At 72.3% G+C, this 15,619-nt stretch carries 14 protein-coding genes and 1 rRNA gene; 7 read left to right on the forward strand and 8 right to left on the reverse strand.

All coding sequences use genetic code 11. From position 1 onward, the window contains the following. A 5S ribosomal RNA gene (rrf, locus tag ACIA5G_RS23395) occupies positions 1-92 on the forward strand; the annotation flags it as partial. Positions 93-166: 74 nt separating this feature from the next. On the opposite strand, the gene cobF is transcribed toward rrf, so the two are convergent. After that, positions 167-931 (reverse strand): precorrin-6A synthase (deacetylating), encoded by a 765-nt coding sequence (cobF, locus tag ACIA5G_RS23400; protein WP_395926536.1) that lies wholly within the window; start codon positions 929-931, stop codon positions 167-169. Between the two features lie 101 nt (positions 932-1,032). Here cobF and ACIA5G_RS23405 point away from each other — a divergent pair, with 101 nt between their 5' ends. The 3 genes from ACIA5G_RS23405 to ACIA5G_RS23415 all read left to right on the forward strand — a co-directional run bounded on the left by ACIA5G_RS23405 (position 1,033) and on the right by ACIA5G_RS23415 (position 3,705). Continuing rightward, entirely contained in the window at positions 1,033-1,239 is a 207-nt protein-coding gene (locus tag ACIA5G_RS23405) for a heavy-metal-associated domain-containing protein (RefSeq protein WP_395926538.1), read from the forward strand. Next, positions 1,236-3,356: a heavy metal translocating P-type ATPase gene (locus ACIA5G_RS23410; protein ID WP_395926540.1), complete on the forward strand. Its 2,121-nt coding sequence runs from the start codon at positions 1,236-1,238 to the stop codon at positions 3,354-3,356. The genes ACIA5G_RS23405 and ACIA5G_RS23410 overlap by 4 nt, the downstream gene beginning before the upstream one ends. Positions 3,357-3,423: 67 nt before the next feature. Beyond that, positions 3,424-3,705, forward strand: coding sequence for a metal-sensitive transcriptional regulator (locus tag ACIA5G_RS23415; protein WP_086678475.1), 282 nt, complete (start codon positions 3,424-3,426; stop codon positions 3,703-3,705). A 456-nt stretch (positions 3,706-4,161) separates the two neighbouring features. Here the strand turns inward: ACIA5G_RS23415 and ACIA5G_RS23420 are convergent, their stop codons facing one another. The 4 genes from ACIA5G_RS23420 to ACIA5G_RS23435 form a co-directional block, all read right to left on the reverse strand. After that, positions 4,162-4,854 (reverse strand): CPBP family intramembrane glutamic endopeptidase, encoded by a 693-nt coding sequence (locus ACIA5G_RS23420; RefSeq protein ID WP_395926542.1) that lies wholly within the window; start codon positions 4,852-4,854, stop codon positions 4,162-4,164. Continuing rightward, on the reverse strand, positions 4,851-6,125 hold the full coding sequence (locus ACIA5G_RS23425; RefSeq protein WP_395926544.1) for an ABC transporter substrate-binding protein: 1,275 nt from the start codon (positions 6,123-6,125) through the stop codon (positions 4,851-4,853). Before ACIA5G_RS23425 ends, ACIA5G_RS23420 begins: the two co-directional genes overlap by 4 nt. A 66-nt stretch (positions 6,126-6,191) precedes the next feature. Beyond that, complete coding sequence (locus tag ACIA5G_RS23430) at positions 6,192-7,040, reverse strand: M protein (RefSeq protein WP_395926546.1); 849 nt, start codon at positions 7,038-7,040, stop codon at positions 6,192-6,194. 120 nt (positions 7,041-7,160) lie between these two features. After that, positions 7,161-7,886, reverse strand: coding sequence for an MgtC/SapB family protein (locus ACIA5G_RS23435; RefSeq protein WP_395926548.1), 726 nt, complete (start codon positions 7,884-7,886; stop codon positions 7,161-7,163). 106 nt (positions 7,887-7,992) lie between these two features. Between ACIA5G_RS23435 and ACIA5G_RS23440 the strand changes: the two genes are divergently transcribed. Beyond that, complete coding sequence (locus tag ACIA5G_RS23440; protein ID WP_395926550.1) at positions 7,993-8,646, forward strand: maleylpyruvate isomerase family mycothiol-dependent enzyme; 654 nt, start codon at positions 7,993-7,995, stop codon at positions 8,644-8,646. A gap of 96 nt (positions 8,647-8,742) precedes the next feature. Here ACIA5G_RS23440 and ACIA5G_RS23445 read toward each other — a convergent pair whose 3' ends face one another. The 3 genes from ACIA5G_RS23445 to ACIA5G_RS23455 all read right to left on the reverse strand — a co-directional run bounded on the left by ACIA5G_RS23445 (position 8,743) and on the right by ACIA5G_RS23455 (position 11,478). After that, positions 8,743-10,071: a copper resistance CopC/CopD family protein gene (locus ACIA5G_RS23445; RefSeq protein WP_395926552.1), complete on the reverse strand. Its 1,329-nt coding sequence runs from the start codon at positions 10,069-10,071 to the stop codon at positions 8,743-8,745. Next, positions 10,068-10,643 carry a hypothetical protein gene (locus ACIA5G_RS23450; protein WP_395926554.1) on the reverse strand — a complete coding sequence of 192 codons (576 nt, stop codon included), beginning with the start codon at positions 10,641-10,643 and terminating at the stop codon, positions 10,068-10,070. The genes ACIA5G_RS23445 and ACIA5G_RS23450 overlap by 4 nt, the downstream gene beginning before the upstream one ends. A 145-nt stretch (positions 10,644-10,788) precedes the next feature. Continuing rightward, positions 10,789-11,478 carry a winged helix-turn-helix transcriptional regulator gene (locus ACIA5G_RS23455; protein WP_395926556.1) on the reverse strand — a complete coding sequence of 230 codons (690 nt, stop codon included), beginning with the start codon at positions 11,476-11,478 and terminating at the stop codon, positions 10,789-10,791. A gap of 250 nt (positions 11,479-11,728) precedes the next feature. On the opposite strand from ACIA5G_RS23455, the gene ACIA5G_RS23460 reads away from it, so the two are divergent. After that, on the forward strand, positions 11,729-14,047 hold the full coding sequence (locus tag ACIA5G_RS23460; protein ID WP_395926558.1) for a TOMM precursor leader peptide-binding protein: 2,319 nt from the start codon (positions 11,729-11,731) through the stop codon (positions 14,045-14,047). Between the two features lie 71 nt (positions 14,048-14,118). Further along, on the forward strand, positions 14,119-15,558 hold the full coding sequence (locus ACIA5G_RS23465; RefSeq protein ID WP_395926560.1) for a SagB/ThcOx family dehydrogenase: 1,440 nt from the start codon (positions 14,119-14,121) through the stop codon (positions 15,556-15,558). Positions 15,559-15,619: the final 61 nt, after the last annotated feature.

Here is a 15,619-nt window from a genome sequence, read left to right on the forward strand (position 1 = left end):
CGCCCGGTCCCATTCCGAACCCGGAAGCTAAGCCTGATAGCGCCGATGGTACTGCAACCGAAGGGTTGTGGGAGAGTAGGACACCGCCGAACTTAACTAGAAGAAAGACCCCGGTAGAGAACCAGAAATGGTTCTCCCGGGGTCTTTCTGCATGTCCGGAAACCGGCTAGCCGGCCGGGCGGCGCAAGAGGTACGTGTCCATGATCCAGCCGTGGCGTTCGCGCGCCTCGGCACGCGTCTCCCGGATCCGGGCCGCCAAGGCCGAATCCAGCGTGCCGGAGATCAGGATCTCGTCGGGCGTGCCCACGTAGGCGCCCCAGAAGATCTCCAAGCCCTCGGAAACAAACTGGTCGAACGTCGTGTGGGCGTCCAGCAGGACGAAGACGTCGTCGACCCCCTCGGGCCAGCCCGACGCCAGCCGCCGGCCCGTCGTCAGCTGGACCGCGCGGCCGATCTGGTTCATCGTCGTCCGGTGGCGGGCCACCAGCGCCGAGATGCTGCTGATCCCCGGGATGACCTCGTACTCGAACTCGACGTTCCCCCGCGCCAGCACCGCCTCGATCAGCGCGATCGTGCTGTCGTACAGCGACGGGTCACCCCACACCAGGAAGGCGCCGGCCTCGGCCGGCCCCAGCTCCGTGCGGATCAGCTCCTCGTACACCGAGGCCCGCGCCGCGTGCCAGTCGGCGACCGCGGCCCGGTAGTCGGCCGGGGTGCGGTCGCGCGGCGGGTCCTCCGCCAGCACCACGCGGTACCCCGGCCGCGTGACGAACCGGTCGAGGATCTCCTGCCGCAGCCGCACCAGGTCGGCCTTCTCGGAACCCTTGTCGAGCACGAAGAAGACGTCGACGCGGTTGAGCCGGTCGATCGCCTGCACGGTGAGGTGCTCGGGGTCGCCGGCGCCGATCCCGATCGCGTAGAGCTTCCGCATTCCGCGAGTCTGCCCGGCGGTGCGACCAGCGCCACGACGGGGTCGCTGGAGAACCCCTACCCCCGATGGGTATAAAGGAAAGAGCACGAAGGGAGTTGCCGATGACCGAGACGACCTACTCCGTCGAGGGCATGACCTGCGGGCACTGCGCCAGCTCGGTCCGCGAAGAAGTCTCCGAGCTCGCCGGCGTCCGGCAGGTGGACGTCGACGTCGAGACCGGGCGCGTGACCGTGACCAGTGATTCCCCGTTGGCGGGTGATGCCGTCGCCGCGGCCGTGACCGAGGCCGGCTACCGCCTGGTCGCGTGAGTCCGGCCGAGGTGACCACCGCGGCCCGCGTCGAGCTCGCCATCGGCGGGATGACGTGCGCGTCCTGCGCCGCCCGCGTCGAGCGCAAGCTCAACAAGGTCGGCGGCGTGACCGCGACGGTCAACTACGCCACCGAAAAGGCGCAGGTCAGCTACCCGAGCGAGCTGTCGGTCGGCGACCTCGTGGGTGTGGTCGAAGCCGCCGGGTACTCCGCGCGGCTCCCCGAGCCCGAAGCGCCCGATGAGACACCCACCCTGCGCAAACGTTTGCTCCTCTCCGCGGTGCTCACCGTCCCGCTGGTGGCCCTCGCGATGGTCCCGGCCTGGCAGTTCGACTACTGGCAGTGGGTCTCGCTCGTTCTCGCCGCCCCGGTCGTGACCTGGGGTGCCTGGCCGTTCCACCGCGCCGCCGCCGTCAACCTGCGCCACCTCACCGCCACCATGGACACGCTGATCTCGCTCGGCGTCGTCGCTTCGGTGGTCTGGTCGCTGTACGCGCTCTTCTTCGGTATGGCCGGCGAGATCGGCATGCGCCACGACTTCGAGCTGATCGGCTCCGGGACGGCTGGCGACAGCCTGTACCTCGAGGTGGCGGCCGCCGTCACCACGTTCATCCTGGCCGGCCGCTACTTCGAAGCCCGCTCCAAGCGCCGCGCCGGCGCTGCCCTGCGCGCGCTGATGGACCTCGGCGCGAAGGACGTCGCGGTGCTGCGCGACGGCCGCGAGCTGCGGATCCCGGTCGCCGAACTCGAAGTCGGCGAAATCTTCGTGGCCCGGCCCGGCGAGAAGATCGCCACCGACGGCGTGGTCACCGAAGGCGGCTCCGCGGTCGACTCCAGCATGCTCACCGGCGAGTCCGTGCCCGTCGAGGTCGGCCCGGGTGACGCGGTCACCGGCGCCACCGTCAACGTCGGCGGCCGGCTGCTCGTGCGCGCCACTCGCGTCGGCGGGGACACCCGGCTGGCGCAGATGGCCCGGCTCGTCGAGGCGGCGCAGAACGGCAAGGCCGAGGTTCAGCGGCTGGCCGACCGGGTTTCGGCGGTGTTCGTCCCGGCTGTCGTCTTCGCGGCGCTGGCGACTCTGGTCGTGTGGCTCGCGACGGGCGGCGCGGAGGAAGCCGCGTTCACCGCGGCCGTCGCCGTGCTGATCATCGCCTGCCCCTGTGCGCTCGGCCTGGCCACACCGACGGCGTTGCTGGTCGGCACCGGCCGCGGCGCGCAGCTCGGCATCCTCATCAAGGGTCCCGAGGTCCTCGAGTCGACCCGGCGCGTCGACACCGTGGTGCTCGACAAGACCGGCACCGTCACCACCGGCCGGATGACGCTGGTCGAGGGGGACGGCGAGGTGCTGCGGCTCGCGGGCGCCGTCGAAGCCGCTTCCGAACACCCGATCGGCCGCGCGATCACCGACGCCGCTCGTGAGCGGTTCGGCGTGCTGCCCGCCGTGACCGACTTCCGCAGCACCCCGGGTGTCGGCGTTGAAGGTGTGGTCGAGGGACGCACCGTGCGTATCGGGCGGGCCGAGGGCACCGTGACCACGGTCGGCGTGACCTGGGACGGCGAGGTCCGCGGCACGCTGGCCGTCGCCGACACGATCAAGCCGACGTCCGCCCAGGCCGTCGCCGAACTGCGGCAACTCGGCCTGACGCCGGTGCTGCTGACCGGGGACAACGCGGGGGTGGCCCGGGCGATCGCCGCCGAAGCCGGGATCGACGAGGTCGTCGCCGAGGTGCTGCCGGAGGAGAAGGTCGCCGTCGTCAAGCGGCTGCAGGCCGAGGGCCGCGTGGTGGCGATGGTCGGCGACGGCGTCAACGACGCGGCCGCGCTCGCCCAGGCCGACCTGGGCCTGGCCATGGGCACCGGCGCCGACGCGGCCATCGAAGCCGGCGACCTCACGCTGGTCCGCGGCGACCTGCGCGCCGCGGGTGACGCGATCCGGCTGGCCCGCCGCACCCTCGCCACGATCAAGGGAAACCTGTTCTGGGCGTTCGCCTACAACGTCGCGGCGCTGCCACTGGCGGCGCTCGGCCTGCTCAACCCGATGATCGCGGGCGCGGCGATGGCGTGCTCGTCGGCGTTCGTGGTGAGCAACAGCCTCCGGCTGCGCCGGTTCCGCTGACGCCCCGCCGATACGTGGGGTGGGTATACTGGCGATGAGGGATGCCGACGACGGGGACAGGTGGGCGATGACGGGTTACGGCACCGAGCGGGAGGCCTATCTCAAGCGCCTGCGCCGGATCGAGGGGCAGATCCGCGGGTTGCAGCGCATGGTCGAGCAGGACAAGTACTGCATCGACATCCTGACCCAGGTCTCGGCGGCGACGAAGGCACTGCAGTCGTTCTCGCTGGAGCTGCTGGACGAGCACTTGGCGACCTGCGTGGTCCAGGCGGCTGCGGCGGGTGGCGAAGAGGCGGATCTGAAGGTGCGGGAAGCATCGGACGCGATCGCCCGGCTGGTCCGCTCGTAGGTCCGCGAAGACCGGGGCGGCGCGAGGCACGACTGCCCGGCCCGGACCGGTGCGGACGCCGTGAGATCGCCGCAGGTCGGCGGTGCGAGGCGGCGAGATTGCCCGGCTCGCAGGTCACCGGCCTGGCCCGGCCCGGTCAGCGTCCGCGATCGCCCGGCTGGTCAGCGCGTAGCCACTGAACGCGAGCCGCCTGGCTGAGGCCGCCGCAAGGGGCCGTCTTTCGTGGTCACCGGACTAGCACTGCCAGCGTCAGGCCGCCCGCGATCGCCCGGCTGGTCAGCGCGTAGCCACTGAACGCCGGCCGACTGGCTGAGGCCGCCGCAAGCGGGCCTCTTTTGTGGTCACCGGACCAGCACTGCCAGCGTCAGGCCGCCCGCGATCGCCCGGCTGGTCAACGCGTAGCCACTGAACGCCAGCCGACTGGCTGAGGCCGCCGCAAGCGGGCCTCTTTTGTGGTCACCGGACCAGCACCGCCAGCGTCAGCCCGCCCGCATTCGTCACAAAATGCACGATCACCGACGCGAGCACGCCCCTCCCGACGTGCCGCCACCAGTGCAGGAAGATCCCGGCCACCCCCGCCGCGGCCATGGCCAGCACCTGCAGCACCACCACCGGCGTCGAGCCGAAGACGGCGTGCACCGCCGCGTTGCGGCCGATGGCCAGGGCCGGGAGGGCGTGCCACAGTCCGAACAGCGCCGCCGAGCAGAGGATCGGGGGCCAGCGCCAGCGGTCGTCCGTTGCGCCGAACAGGCCCGGGAGGACTCCGCGGAACGCGATCTCCTCGATGAGGACCGTGCCGAACAGGATCCGGCCGCAGGTCAGCCACAGCAGCTGCCCGATGTCCGGGTCGCCGACCCGGCCGTCCTGGTACACCGTGCGCAGGGCCGGCACCGCCAGCGCGATCCCGAACACCATCGCCATCAGCCCGGCGCCGGCCAAGCCCACCAGGGCAGGGCGCCGGAACGTGCGGAGCCCCAGGTCGGACCACGAGCATCCCGCCGCCCGGCCCAGCGTGACCAGCACCAGCGCGGCGACCAGCCCGCAGACCGGGTACGCCCACCCGGGGAGCACGCGGTTGGCCAGTGTGGTCGACGCGGCCAGCACCACGACCGCCGCCACCAGGGCGAGCACGCGGCGGAGCGGGATCAAGGGATGATGTCCCGCGAGTTCAGCGCGTCGGTCAGCCGTTCACGCAGCTCCGCCGCCGTGGCCGCGGGGTCGATCGCCGACGGCGGCGACAGCACCTTCGAGATCACCGTCGACAGGTTCTGGTACGCCGGGGTCAGCGGCCGGACCGCGGCGTCGGACAGCGCGGCGAGGATGTCCGGCTTCATCGGGAACTTCGCCGCCATCGTCGAGCCGGGGTCGGCCGGGTCGAGCGGCGCCGGGTCGTCGTAGACCGGCCGGGTGGTCGGCGCGAGGCCGTCTTCGATCGCCTGGTACTTCTGGCTCGCCGGGCTGCGCAGGCACAACGCGGCCTCGAACGCCTCGGCCTTGTGCGGCGAATATGTGCTGACCGCCAGGTTGAAACCGCCGATCGTGACGCGGCTCGCCCGCCCCGGGACCACCGACGGGTAGCGGGCCCAGCGAACGTGCGGCAGGTCCTGTGGCTTTTCCTTCGCGTAGGACGCGTAGACGTACGGCCAGTTCAGCTCCAGCGCGCCCTGCCCGCGCTGGAACGCCTGGCGGACCTCGTCCTCCTTGGCGTTGCCCAGCGACGGGTCGGTGATCCCGGCCGTGGTGAGCGTCTTCAGCAGCTCCAGAGCGCGGACCGCGCCGTCGTCCATCAGCACGGACTTGCCGTCGTCGGCCAGGATGTGCCCGCCCGCGGACGCGACCAGCGTGTTGTAGAAGACCACCAGCCCCTCGTACTGGGCGCCGGTGAAGAGGATGTTCGCCGGCTTCCCGGCCGCCTTCAGGGCCTTGGCCTGCGTCATCATCTCGTCGAACGTCTTCGGCGGCGACGGCGTCAGCCGGTCGTCGTACCAGAGCAGCTGGACGTTCGTGTGCTTCGTCGCCGCGTACAGCTTGCCGTTCCAGCGTGCGGTCGACAGCGGCCCGGGCAGCACGTCCCGCGTCGCTTCGGCTTCGGCCGCGCCGGTCCACGGCACCACCCAGCCGGCCTCGGCGAACTCCGGCACCCAGGTGACGTCCAGGCCGAGGACGTCCAGCGACGGATCTTCCGCGGCCAGCCGGCGCACCATCTGCTCACGCTGGCCGTCCGCGCTGCGCGGGAGCTTGTGGTACTCGATCCGGTACCGCCCGCCGGCGGCCGCGGTGCAGGCTTCGACCACGTGCTGGAGGTTGTTCTCCGGCGAGACGTACAGGTTGATCGTGACGCCGGAACTGCCGCCGCACGCGCTGAGCGTGCCCGCGACCAGGGCCGCGGCCAGCGCGGACCGGGTGATCGTCGTGCGCATGGGCGTCCCCTCACCTCGGCCGGGCGATCTCCCGATCTTGCGGGTTGCCCGGCCCGGGGACAAGGGCTAACCGACGGCGTCCGAAAGATCGTCCGCCGGTGATCGCCGCTGGACCGGCACTCTCTTCGACATCGGCAGGGTGGCTTCGGGGTCGAACGACGCGGGCCGGTCGTCGAGGGCAACGGCCGCTTGGGCCAGCAATTCGCGGCAGCCGGTCAGGCTCGCGTGCAGCTTGTCGCGGACTTCGGTGAGCGCCGTGACCTCGCGTTCCGCGGCGCCGACCAGCGCTTCGCCGCGTTGAGCCGCGTCTGTGACCAGCTGATCGGCCTTCGCCCGGGCGGCCGCTTCCTGCTCGGCCAGTTCGCGCATCGCCGCGGCGCGGCGCAAGGTCATCGCGCGGGTGTGATCCTCTTCCTGCCGGGCCCGGCGGTGTGCGGCCGCCTCGTCGAGCTCACGACGGCGCTGCTCGGCCGCACGCACGAATTCCTCGTGCTCGGCCCGCTGCCGCTCGCGTTCGGCTTCGGCCAGGGCGAGGACTTCACGTTCCTTCTCGGTGAGCCGGACGGCCTCGAGCTCCGCCTCACGCTTGATCCGTTCGGCGGTTTCCGTTGCCCGCGCGGTGATTTCGGTCGCTTCCTCGCGGGTGAGCTCGATCATCCGGCGCGAGCGCTCCTGCAGCGCGTCCGGCTCGATCGGGGTCCGGCTGATCCGGTCGATCTTCACCCGGAGCTCACGGTTCCCCTCGGCGAGCGACTCCGCACGCCGCCGCGCCGAGTCGCGTTCGGCGGTGAGTCTGCTGATCTCGGCCTCGGCCCACGCCACGTACTCGGCGACCTGCGCGCGGTGGAAACCGCGCCACGCAAGGTCGAATCCGGGCTCCGTGCGCGCCACGTCCTCGCCACCGCCGGGGGTCATGTCTCACCTCCGAATTGGATGGTTTCTCCTCGGCCGCACGTTTTCCTTGTGGTGCCGGGGATTTCCGTGTGCACCCCAGTGTGCCGCAAACCCGGCCCCGCGCGCCGCCCGGGCGGGTGATCATTCGTCGAGCGGTTCCCCGGGACCGGTGGACGTGCTCCGGACGCCGGGCAGTTCGGCGAGTTCGGCGGCGAGGTCGTAAAGATCACCGCGGCCGTCGAGGCGCAGGGTGACGACCGCGATCCGTTGCCCCTCTTCGGAAACCGACTCGTGGTCGACCTCGACGTGGTGCACCGACCAGCCGCGTCCGGTGCACGCGGCCAGCGCCGCGCGCAGGACGCCTTGGCCGTCGGTGTAACTCAGCCGCACCACCGGCGGCTCGCGGCGGTGCCGGGCGACGAACCGCTGCAGCGGCGGAAGGCCGCGGGTCACCACAAAATGGCCGATCGTCGTGCCGACCGCGAGCACCGGCAGCCCGGCGCCGCACGCGGTGCCGACCGCGGCGGTGAGCCAGATCGTCGCCGCCGTCGTGAGGCCGCGCACGGCGTCACGCCGGACGAAGATCAGCCCGCCGCCGATGAAGCCGATGCCGGACACGATCTGCGCGGCGATCCGCGACGGGTCGAGCGAGACGTGGTCGAGGCCGAGCAGATCGGCGAAGCCGTACTTCGACACCAGCATGAACACGGCCGAGCCGACGCCCACCAGGCTGTGCGTCCGCAGCCCGGCGGCCTTCATGCCGGCCTCGCGTTCGAGCCCGATCGCGACGCTCAGCACCAGCGCGAGCAGGACCGGCGGCAGCAGCTCCCACTGCGCCGACGTGGACCACAGTGTGGGCAAGGTCATCCTCCCTGGAGTTCACCGGCGGCGGGCACGCGGGGAGAACCGCCAGGGCCGCCACCTGGGCATACTGGTCCGACAGGACCGATCGTGCCAGGGTGGGGTGGGACGCGTGACGCCGGACTTCGTGGCTTACCCGGAAGTGCGCCGCGGTGTCCGCGGCCTGCTCGACGGGCGGCCCGGCACGCACCGCCGCCCGGTGCCGGCGTGTCCCGAATGGACGGTCACCGACCTGCTCGGCCACCTCGCCCTGATCGCCGAACGGGTGCTCGAGCGCCACGGCGGTGTGGCGCCGGCGCCGGCCGGCCCGCTCGGGGTGCCCGCCCTGCTCGATCGCTGGGACCACGTCGGCGCGCAGCTGGACCGGCTGCTCGCCGATGCCGGTGGACGCAGTGGCGAGGTCATGGTGATGGACGCCTACACCCACGAGCTGGACCTGCGCGCCGCGCTCGGCGTCGCGCCGCCGGCGGAGCACTCCGCGGCCGCGCCGAGCTTCGCAGTGCTGGTCCGCGGCCTGTCCGGCTCGATCACCGCCCGCGGGCTCCCGGCGCTGCGGCTCCGGTCGGCGGCCGGCGAGGCGTGGACGGCGGGCGACGGTCGCCCGGCCGCGACGGTGACCGCGCCGGCTCATGATCTCTACCGCGCGCTGGCCGGACGGCGTTCGCTCGGTCAGCTGGCGGCGCTCGAGTGGAGTGCGGCGCCGGGGCGATGGCTGCCCGCCTTCAGCTGGGGGCCGTTCGCGCCGCCGCCGGTGCCGGGCGACTGAGTTCGGCCGCCTCCGAACGCAGTGAACGACCCTTTCACGGCGTCAGACGACGTGAAAGGGTCGTTCATGGCGTTCCAGCGGGACGCGGGCCGGGCCTCAGCCGCCCGGTGGGGTCACCGTCAGCAGCGCCGCCAGCGCCAGCACCACCACGCTGAGCACCACCTCCACGGCCACCGCCTGCCGCAGCTTGCGCAGGTTGTTGGTCACCGTCTTCGTAGCTCCCTCTTCCGGCGCGGTCATCCCGCGGCGCACCACCCGCCGCGACCGGCTCGCCACCGCCAGCAGCAGCGCGAACCCGGCGATCTTCAGCAGCACCAAGAGACCGAAAGTGCTGGTCCAGAGGGTGGACAACGACGGCATGATGCGCAGCGCCAGCACCGCGCCGCTGATCGCGATGGCCGTCACCGAGCCGGCCGCGAGGCGGGAGAAGCGGGCGGCCACCGGGGCCGGGTCCTCGTCCGGGCCCGGGCGGAACAGGCAGAGCGCGAGCTGGACCAGCCCGCCCGCCCAGACGGCGATCGCGCCGAAGTGGACGAGGTCCGCCGTGACCGAGACGAACATGATCGGGTCGGTGACCGGGTGGCCGGTGGCCGAGAACGTCAGCAGCACGAGGAAGCCGGTCACCATGGCCAGGTTCTCGTAGCGGGAGCGCAGGCGGTCCGGCAGGCCGGGCCGCAGCAGCCGGGGCAGCAGCACGGCCAGCGCCGCCACCGCGGCCAGCCGGAGCAACAGCAGCTTCCCGTAGGCCACGCGCAGGGTGTCGGCCAGCAGCCCGGGGTCGGTCAGGGCGCCGAGGCCCCGCCCGGCCGCGTACGGCCCTTGCAGCAGGAACGCCGCCGCGGTGGGCACCACGACGAGGCCGGCGCCCCAGTGCAGCAGCCGCCGGGCGCGGCGGTCGGTGCGGGCCGCCGGGCGGCACAGCACCACGAACGCCAGGCCGCCGAGCAGCACGACGCCGAGGTAGGACAGCCAGCGGACCACCGTGGACACGGCGTTGACCCCCGCGTCGGTGCCGGTGGCGGCGGACACCGCGCCCGCCGACGTCACCAGCGGACCGGTGCCGACGACAAAGGCGAACGTGCCGCGCACCGGGTGGGAGTCGGCCGAGACGAAGGCGAATTCGACGAGGTAACTGCCGTCCGGGAGGTTCGGCTGCAGCTTCACCGCGACCTGCTCGGCGACGTCGCCGGGCTGGAACACCGGTCCCGCGACGACTTCGCGGCCGGTGAGGTCGACCACCTTGATCGACCCGGGCTGGATCCCGACGTTCTCCGACAGGGTGACCGACACCTGGGCCGGCGCCGCGCTCAGGCGGGCGCCGTCCCCAGGGGTCGACGAGATGATCTCGACGTGGGCCGAAGCCGGGGTCGCGCCGAGCACCAGCCAGCCGACGAGGAAGGCCAGCAGGGCCAGCGCGCGCTTCACGACGCGGCGAGCGCCGGGTGCTTCGGCAGGCCGCAGGTGCAGCCGGTCAGCTCGTGCTCGGCGACCGAGGCACGCCGGTGCAGCACCATCGCGACGATCATCGGGATGGTGACGATCGTGTTGTAGAACAGGTGCAGCTCCACCCGCGGGATCAGCAGCTGGATGATGCTGGTGGGCACCTTCTGCCCGGCCAGCCGCCAGCCCGACTGGGCCTGGATGAACAGCAGCAGGTGCTCGATGTGGTGCCAGAACTGGATGCCCAGCGCCAGGTTCCACCACTGCCGCGAGCGGCCCGCGAAGCCGTGCCGCAGCACCCACAGGAACACCAGCATCACCAGCGCGTAGCCGTAGTGCAGCCATTCCTGCGAGATCAGCCACGGGAACGGCATCCCGAGGACACCGCGGGCGTCCGGCGTCTTCCAGCCGAGCACGTAGATCTGGAACGCCTGGACGATGTGCTCCGCCCAGTGCCCGATCACGATCACCATGAACACCGTGAGCGCCCGGTTGTGGTACTTCCCGTTCAACGTCCCCAGGAAGCCGGCCGGCCGAACGAGCTCGGAGGTCGACATGTGCTTCTCCTTCACGAAGGACCGAAAAGTCGGCTCCATCGAAGATAGGGGGCCGGGATCCGGAACCGGTTACTCCAGATTGCCCAACTCCGCGGAACCGGTCGTCACCCGGGGCGGGCGGCGACCGTTTCCGTGGTGGCCGGGGTCAGTGCAGGGCCAGGCCGTCTTCGATCTCCGGCTTCGGCGGGATGTGGAACAGCTTGGTGAACAGCTCGAGGTGCTCGAACGGGCCCTCGATCCGCACCCGGCCGGTCGCCATCGCCTCGGCCGCGGTCAGGTTGCCGGTGGTCAGGTCGATCAGCTCCGGCCCCTGCGGCTCGATGACCAGGTCTGCGGCCGGGTGGTCACCGCCGCTCACCTTCAGCGTGCCGTCGTCGATCATCGCGTGGATGATCAGCGAGTCGCTGTGGCGCAGCACGTAGGTCACGTGCACACCCCGCGCGGCCTCCTCCTGGAAGGTCGCGTAGAGCGCGAGGATCGCGGCGTCGTTGGTGAAGACGTCGCCGTCCTTCGGGTAGCCGAGCGAGCGCGCGCCCCACAGGCCGAGGTCCAGCATGATGTGGTCGAGCTCGCTGCCGTACTCGGTGAGCTCGTAGACCAGGCCGGCGTCGAGCTGCGGCAGCACCCGGCGGCGGACCACGCCGGCCTGCTCGAGCTCGTTGAGCCGCGAGGACAGGATGCTCGCCGGGATCCGGGGGAGACCGAGCTGCAGGTCGGTGTACCGTTTGGGGCCGAGCATCAGGTCGCGGATGACGAGCATGGACCAGCGCTCTCCGACGATCTCGAGCGCACGCGCCAGGCCGCAGAACTGTCCATAGGTGCGAGTGGTCGTCATACTCGGTCCTCACTGTGGGTCTCGGTTGGCCGGGCCGGGGTGGGAACCCGCGCGATGCCCCTTCGCGATCCAGAGTGACGAACCACCGGCGACGCCGACCAGTGCGGGACACCCCCGTCAAACGTGTGTTTCCCACGAAAAATCATGTGTTTTGCACATCCGGTTCGGTGCGCCGCGCACTGGCCGCAGGTCGGCGTGCCGGAGCAGAATCCGGGTTCTCGGATCGCGCGCACCGGAAACTGGAGTGCAGATGAGCGGATCAGCCGTCCAGCCCGCCCCGCTCCCGGCGCGAGCCGAGGCGCCGCCGCCCGCCGGAACCCCGGTGCTCGCGTTCAAGCGGCACCTCCGCGCCGAGGTCTCCGCCGGAAAAGGGGCATACCTGTTCTCCGAACAAGGGGTCATCGCGATGCGGGGCGCCCGCATCGAGTCGCTCGCGCCGCTGCTGGACGGCACCCGTGAGCTGGGCGAGGTGCTGCGGGCCCGGCCCGACGGCATGGCGCCCGAAGAGGTCGCCGCGCTGGTGGCCCAGCTGCTGAACGCGGGCCTGGTCTCCGTCCGCCCGGCGCCCGAGCCGGCCGTCGACGAGCGGGAGCTGGCCTACTGGGACGCCTGCGGCATCGACGCCGCCTCGGTCACCTCGCGCGCCACGCGGCCCGGCGTCCGGCTGATCTCCGTCGGCGAAGAGGTCGACACCGGGCCGATCGAGCGGGCGCTGGCCGACGCCGCCTTGGAGGTCGCGCCGCCCGGGACCGCGCCCGACGAAGCGGACCTGAGCATCGTCCTGTGCACCGACTACCTCGACCCGCGGCTGGGCGAGCTCGACGCCGAGCACCGGCGGACCGGCAAGCCGTGGCTGCTGGCCCGGCCGTTCGGCGCGCAGGTGTGGATCGGGCCGGTGCTGCGGCCCGGCGAGTCCGCGTGCTGGCACTGCCTGACCAACCGGCTGTGGGGCCACCGGCACGCCGAGGCCTGCGCCCAGGAGCTGCTCGGCCACGAAGGCCCGGCGCGCCGGCCCGCCGCCGCGCTGCCCTCGCTGACCGCCGCCGCGGCGCACCTGATCGTGCTCGAGGCCAGCAAGTGGCTGGCCGGCTACCGCCACCACGGCCAGCAGTGCGTGTGGGTGCTCGACACCCTCGACCTGCAGGGCAAGCTGCACGAGCTGCGCCGCCGGCCGCAGTGCCCCGGCTGCGGCGACACGACGCTCATGGCCGCGCAGGCCGCCCGGCCGGTCCGGCTCGAACCGGCCCGCAAGACCACCTCGACCGGCGGCGGGCACCGCACCGCGACCCCGGCGCAGACCCTGGAGCGCTTCGGGCACCTGGTCAGCCCGGTCACCGGGATCGTCAAGGAGGTCCGGCGCGACCCGGCGGCCCCGCCGTTCGTCAACGCCTACCGCTCCGGGCAGAACGTCGCCCGCGGTGTCACCGGCATGGCCGGGATGCAGGCCGGGCTCCGTGGCGAGAACGGCGGCAAGGGCGTCACCCCGATCGACGCCGAAGTGGGCGCCCTCTGCGAAGCCGCGGAGCGGTTCTCCGGCAACTATCAGGGTGACGAGCTGCGGATCCGGGCGTCGTTCGACGAGCTCGGCGCCGAGGCGGTGCACCCCAACGACTGCATGCTGTTCGCCGAGCGCCAGTATCGCGAGCGGGCCGTCTGGAACGCCGCGCACGGGCCGTTCCAGCGGGTGCCCGTCCCGTTCGACCCGACGGCCGCGGTCGACTGGACACCGGTCTGGTCGCTGACCGGGCAGCGGCGGCTCCTGCCGACGGCGTACCTGTACTACGGGACGCCCGCCGAATGCGGCGTCCGGGGGGTGCACGCGGACTCCAACGGCGCCGCGGCCGGCAGCAGCCTCGAGGACGCCGTCCTCCAGGGCACGCTCGAGCTCGTCGAGCGGGACGCCGTCGCGCTGTGGTGGTACAACCGCACGCCGGTGCCGGGGGTGGACCTCGGCTCCTTCGAAGACGGCTGGCTCGAGGAGATGATCGGCCACTACGGCGGTCTCGGTCGGCAGCTGTGGGCCCTCGACGTCACCTCCGACCTCGGGGTGCCGACGTTCGTCGCGCTCACCCGCCGCACCGACGGGCCGCACGAGCACATCATGTTCGGCTTCGGCGCCCACCTCGACCCGCGGATCGCGCTGCGGCGGGCGGTGTCCGAGCTGAACCAGATGCTCCCGGACCTCCTCCGGCAGGGACACGGCATCGGCGACCCCGACGCGGCCCGCTGGCTCGAGTACGCGACCGTCGCCAACCAGCCGTACCTGCGTCCCGCGGCCGGCGAGCGGACGCGGACGATGGCCGACTTCGGCTACGTCCACCGCCCGGACGTCCGGGACGACGTCCGGTCGCTGGCCGGCACGCTGGCCGCCGCGGGCAGTGAGCTGCTGGTTCTCGACCAGACCCGGCCCGACGTCGCCGTCCCCGTGGTCAAGGTGCTGGCCCCCGGGCTGCGGCCGTTCTGGGCGCGGTTCGCGCCCGGCCGGCTGTTCGAGGTCCCGGTGCGCCTGGGCCGGCTGGCCCGGCCGACGCCCTTCGAGGGCCTCAATCCGTTTCCCATGTTCCTTTAGCACACTGTGTTCCTCTAGTTTCTCAGGTGCGCTGTGTGCCAGGAACGACGTTTCCGTCGCAGGAGTTCGCGTTGGCTGCCGAGAGCCCGGGAGGGCACGCCGAAACGGTCCGGTTGTGGTCGTTGACCGAGGACACGTTGGTCGAGGCCGGTGACGAGGGTGCCCTCGTCGCCATCACGTGGTGGGGTGAGTTCGAGTTCCCCGGCACGGCCGACGGTGTGCGCGAATCGCTCGCCCGGCTGGCGCTCGGCCCGGTGTCGATGGCCAACCTGATGGTCTCGGGCCGGGCCGGTGAGGACGGGTGGCGGCTGTCGCTGCGCAAGGTGCTCGCCCGGCTGTCCGGCTCGGTGGTGCACTCGCTGGCGCTCAACGACGGCCGTGGGCCGTTGCTCTCGGCGATCCCGGTGACGCAGTCCCCGGTGTTCCCGGACGGGCCGCTGCCGGCCGGGCGGCAGGTCCGGCTGTCGCGGTTCACCGCGCTGCGGGCCGAGGACGGCGCGCTGCTGGCCGAGTCGCCGGGAGCGCCGTACAAGGTGGCGCTGCTGCGCCCGTCCGCGGTGCTGATCGCCTCGTCGCTCGCCACCCCGAAGACGGTCGAGCAGCTGGTCGAGACCACCGGGCTGGCCGAGCCGGTGGTGGCCGGCGTGGTGGGGTTCCTGGTCGCCGCCGGGGTGGTGCTGCTCGCCGACGCGCACGGCCGGTTCACCGAGTTCGGCGACCCGGAGACGACGACCTGGTCGCACCCGGACCTGATGTTCCACTCGCGCAGCCGGACCTGGCAGAAGTCCTCGCCGCAGGAGCCCGGCGGCGGCCGGGCCGGGGCGCAGCCGCCGGTGGTCAAGCCCGGGACCGGCGGTCCCACGTTCCCGCTGCACCGGCCGGACCCGGCCGCGCTGGCGGCGGCGGACCCGACGCTGACGTCCCTGCTGGAAAGCGACCACAGCTGCCCGGACTTCAGCGAACGGACCCTCTCGGCGCGGCAGATCGGCGAGTTCCTGTTCCGCTCCGCGCGGGTGCAGTCCACCGGCCCCGCCCACCTGCCCGGAGGGCCCTCGCACGAAGCGTCCCAGCGGCCCTACTTCAGCGTGGCGTGCCTGTACGAGCTGGAGGTCTACGTCGGGGTCAACCGCTGTGCCGACCTCGCCCGCGGCATCTACCACTACGACCCGCAGTGGCACACGCTCACGCTGATCAACGACGACGCCGCCGTGCTCGACGGCCTGCTGGACATGGCCATGATCGCGGCGGGCAGCCACCGCCGCCCGTCGGCGCTGCTGACGATGACCGCGCGGATGTCGAGGATCGCCTGGGTGCTCGGCGGCGCCGCCTACGCGACGACGTTGCTGCACCTCGGCGCGCTGCAGCAGGTGTTCTACCTGGCCGCGAAGGCGATGGGACTGGCCGCGCACGCGGTGCCGGTGGACGCCGGTGATCGCGTCGACCGGGCGCTCAAGCTGGAGTGGCCGGCCGAGGTCAGCGTGGGCGAATGTGTGCTCGACTTCCCCGGTTGATCGCCGCCGGTGCCGGAAATACCCCATAACGGCGATCCGAAACGTCCCCGTCCGGCTGTTA

The organism is Amycolatopsis sp. NPDC051758, from assembly GCF_044453095.1.
Lineage (GTDB): Bacteria > Actinomycetota > Actinomycetes > Mycobacteriales > Pseudonocardiaceae > Amycolatopsis.

Bases quoted from the DNA above. Each gene is read 5' to 3' on its own strand.
- ACIA5G_RS23455 (WP_395926556.1), bottom strand. From the start codon at position 11,478: ATGACGACCACTCGCACCTATGGACAGTTCTGCGGCCTGGCGCGTGCG.
- ACIA5G_RS23415 (WP_086678475.1), top strand. From the start codon at position 3,424: ATGACGGGTTACGGCACCGAGCGGGAGGCCTATCTCAAGCGCCTGCGC.
- ACIA5G_RS23460 (WP_395926558.1), top strand. From the start codon at position 11,729: ATGAGCGGATCAGCCGTCCAGCCCGCCCCGCTCCCGGCGCGAGCCGAG.
- ACIA5G_RS23450 (WP_395926554.1), bottom strand. From the start codon at position 10,643: ATGTCGACCTCCGAGCTCGTTCGGCCGGCCGGCTTCCTGGGGACGTTG.
- ACIA5G_RS23425 (WP_395926544.1), bottom strand. From the start codon at position 6,125: ATGCGCACGACGATCACCCGGTCCGCGCTGGCCGCGGCCCTGGTCGCG.
- ACIA5G_RS23435 (WP_395926548.1), bottom strand. From the start codon at position 7,886: ATGACCTTGCCCACACTGTGGTCCACGTCGGCGCAGTGGGAGCTGCTG.
- cobF (WP_395926536.1), bottom strand. From the start codon at position 931: ATGCGGAAGCTCTACGCGATCGGGATCGGCGCCGGCGACCCCGAGCAC.
- ACIA5G_RS23405 (WP_395926538.1), top strand. From the start codon at position 1,033: ATGACCGAGACGACCTACTCCGTCGAGGGCATGACCTGCGGGCACTGC.
- ACIA5G_RS23430 (WP_395926546.1), bottom strand. From the start codon at position 7,040: ATGACCCCCGGCGGTGGCGAGGACGTGGCGCGCACGGAGCCCGGATTC.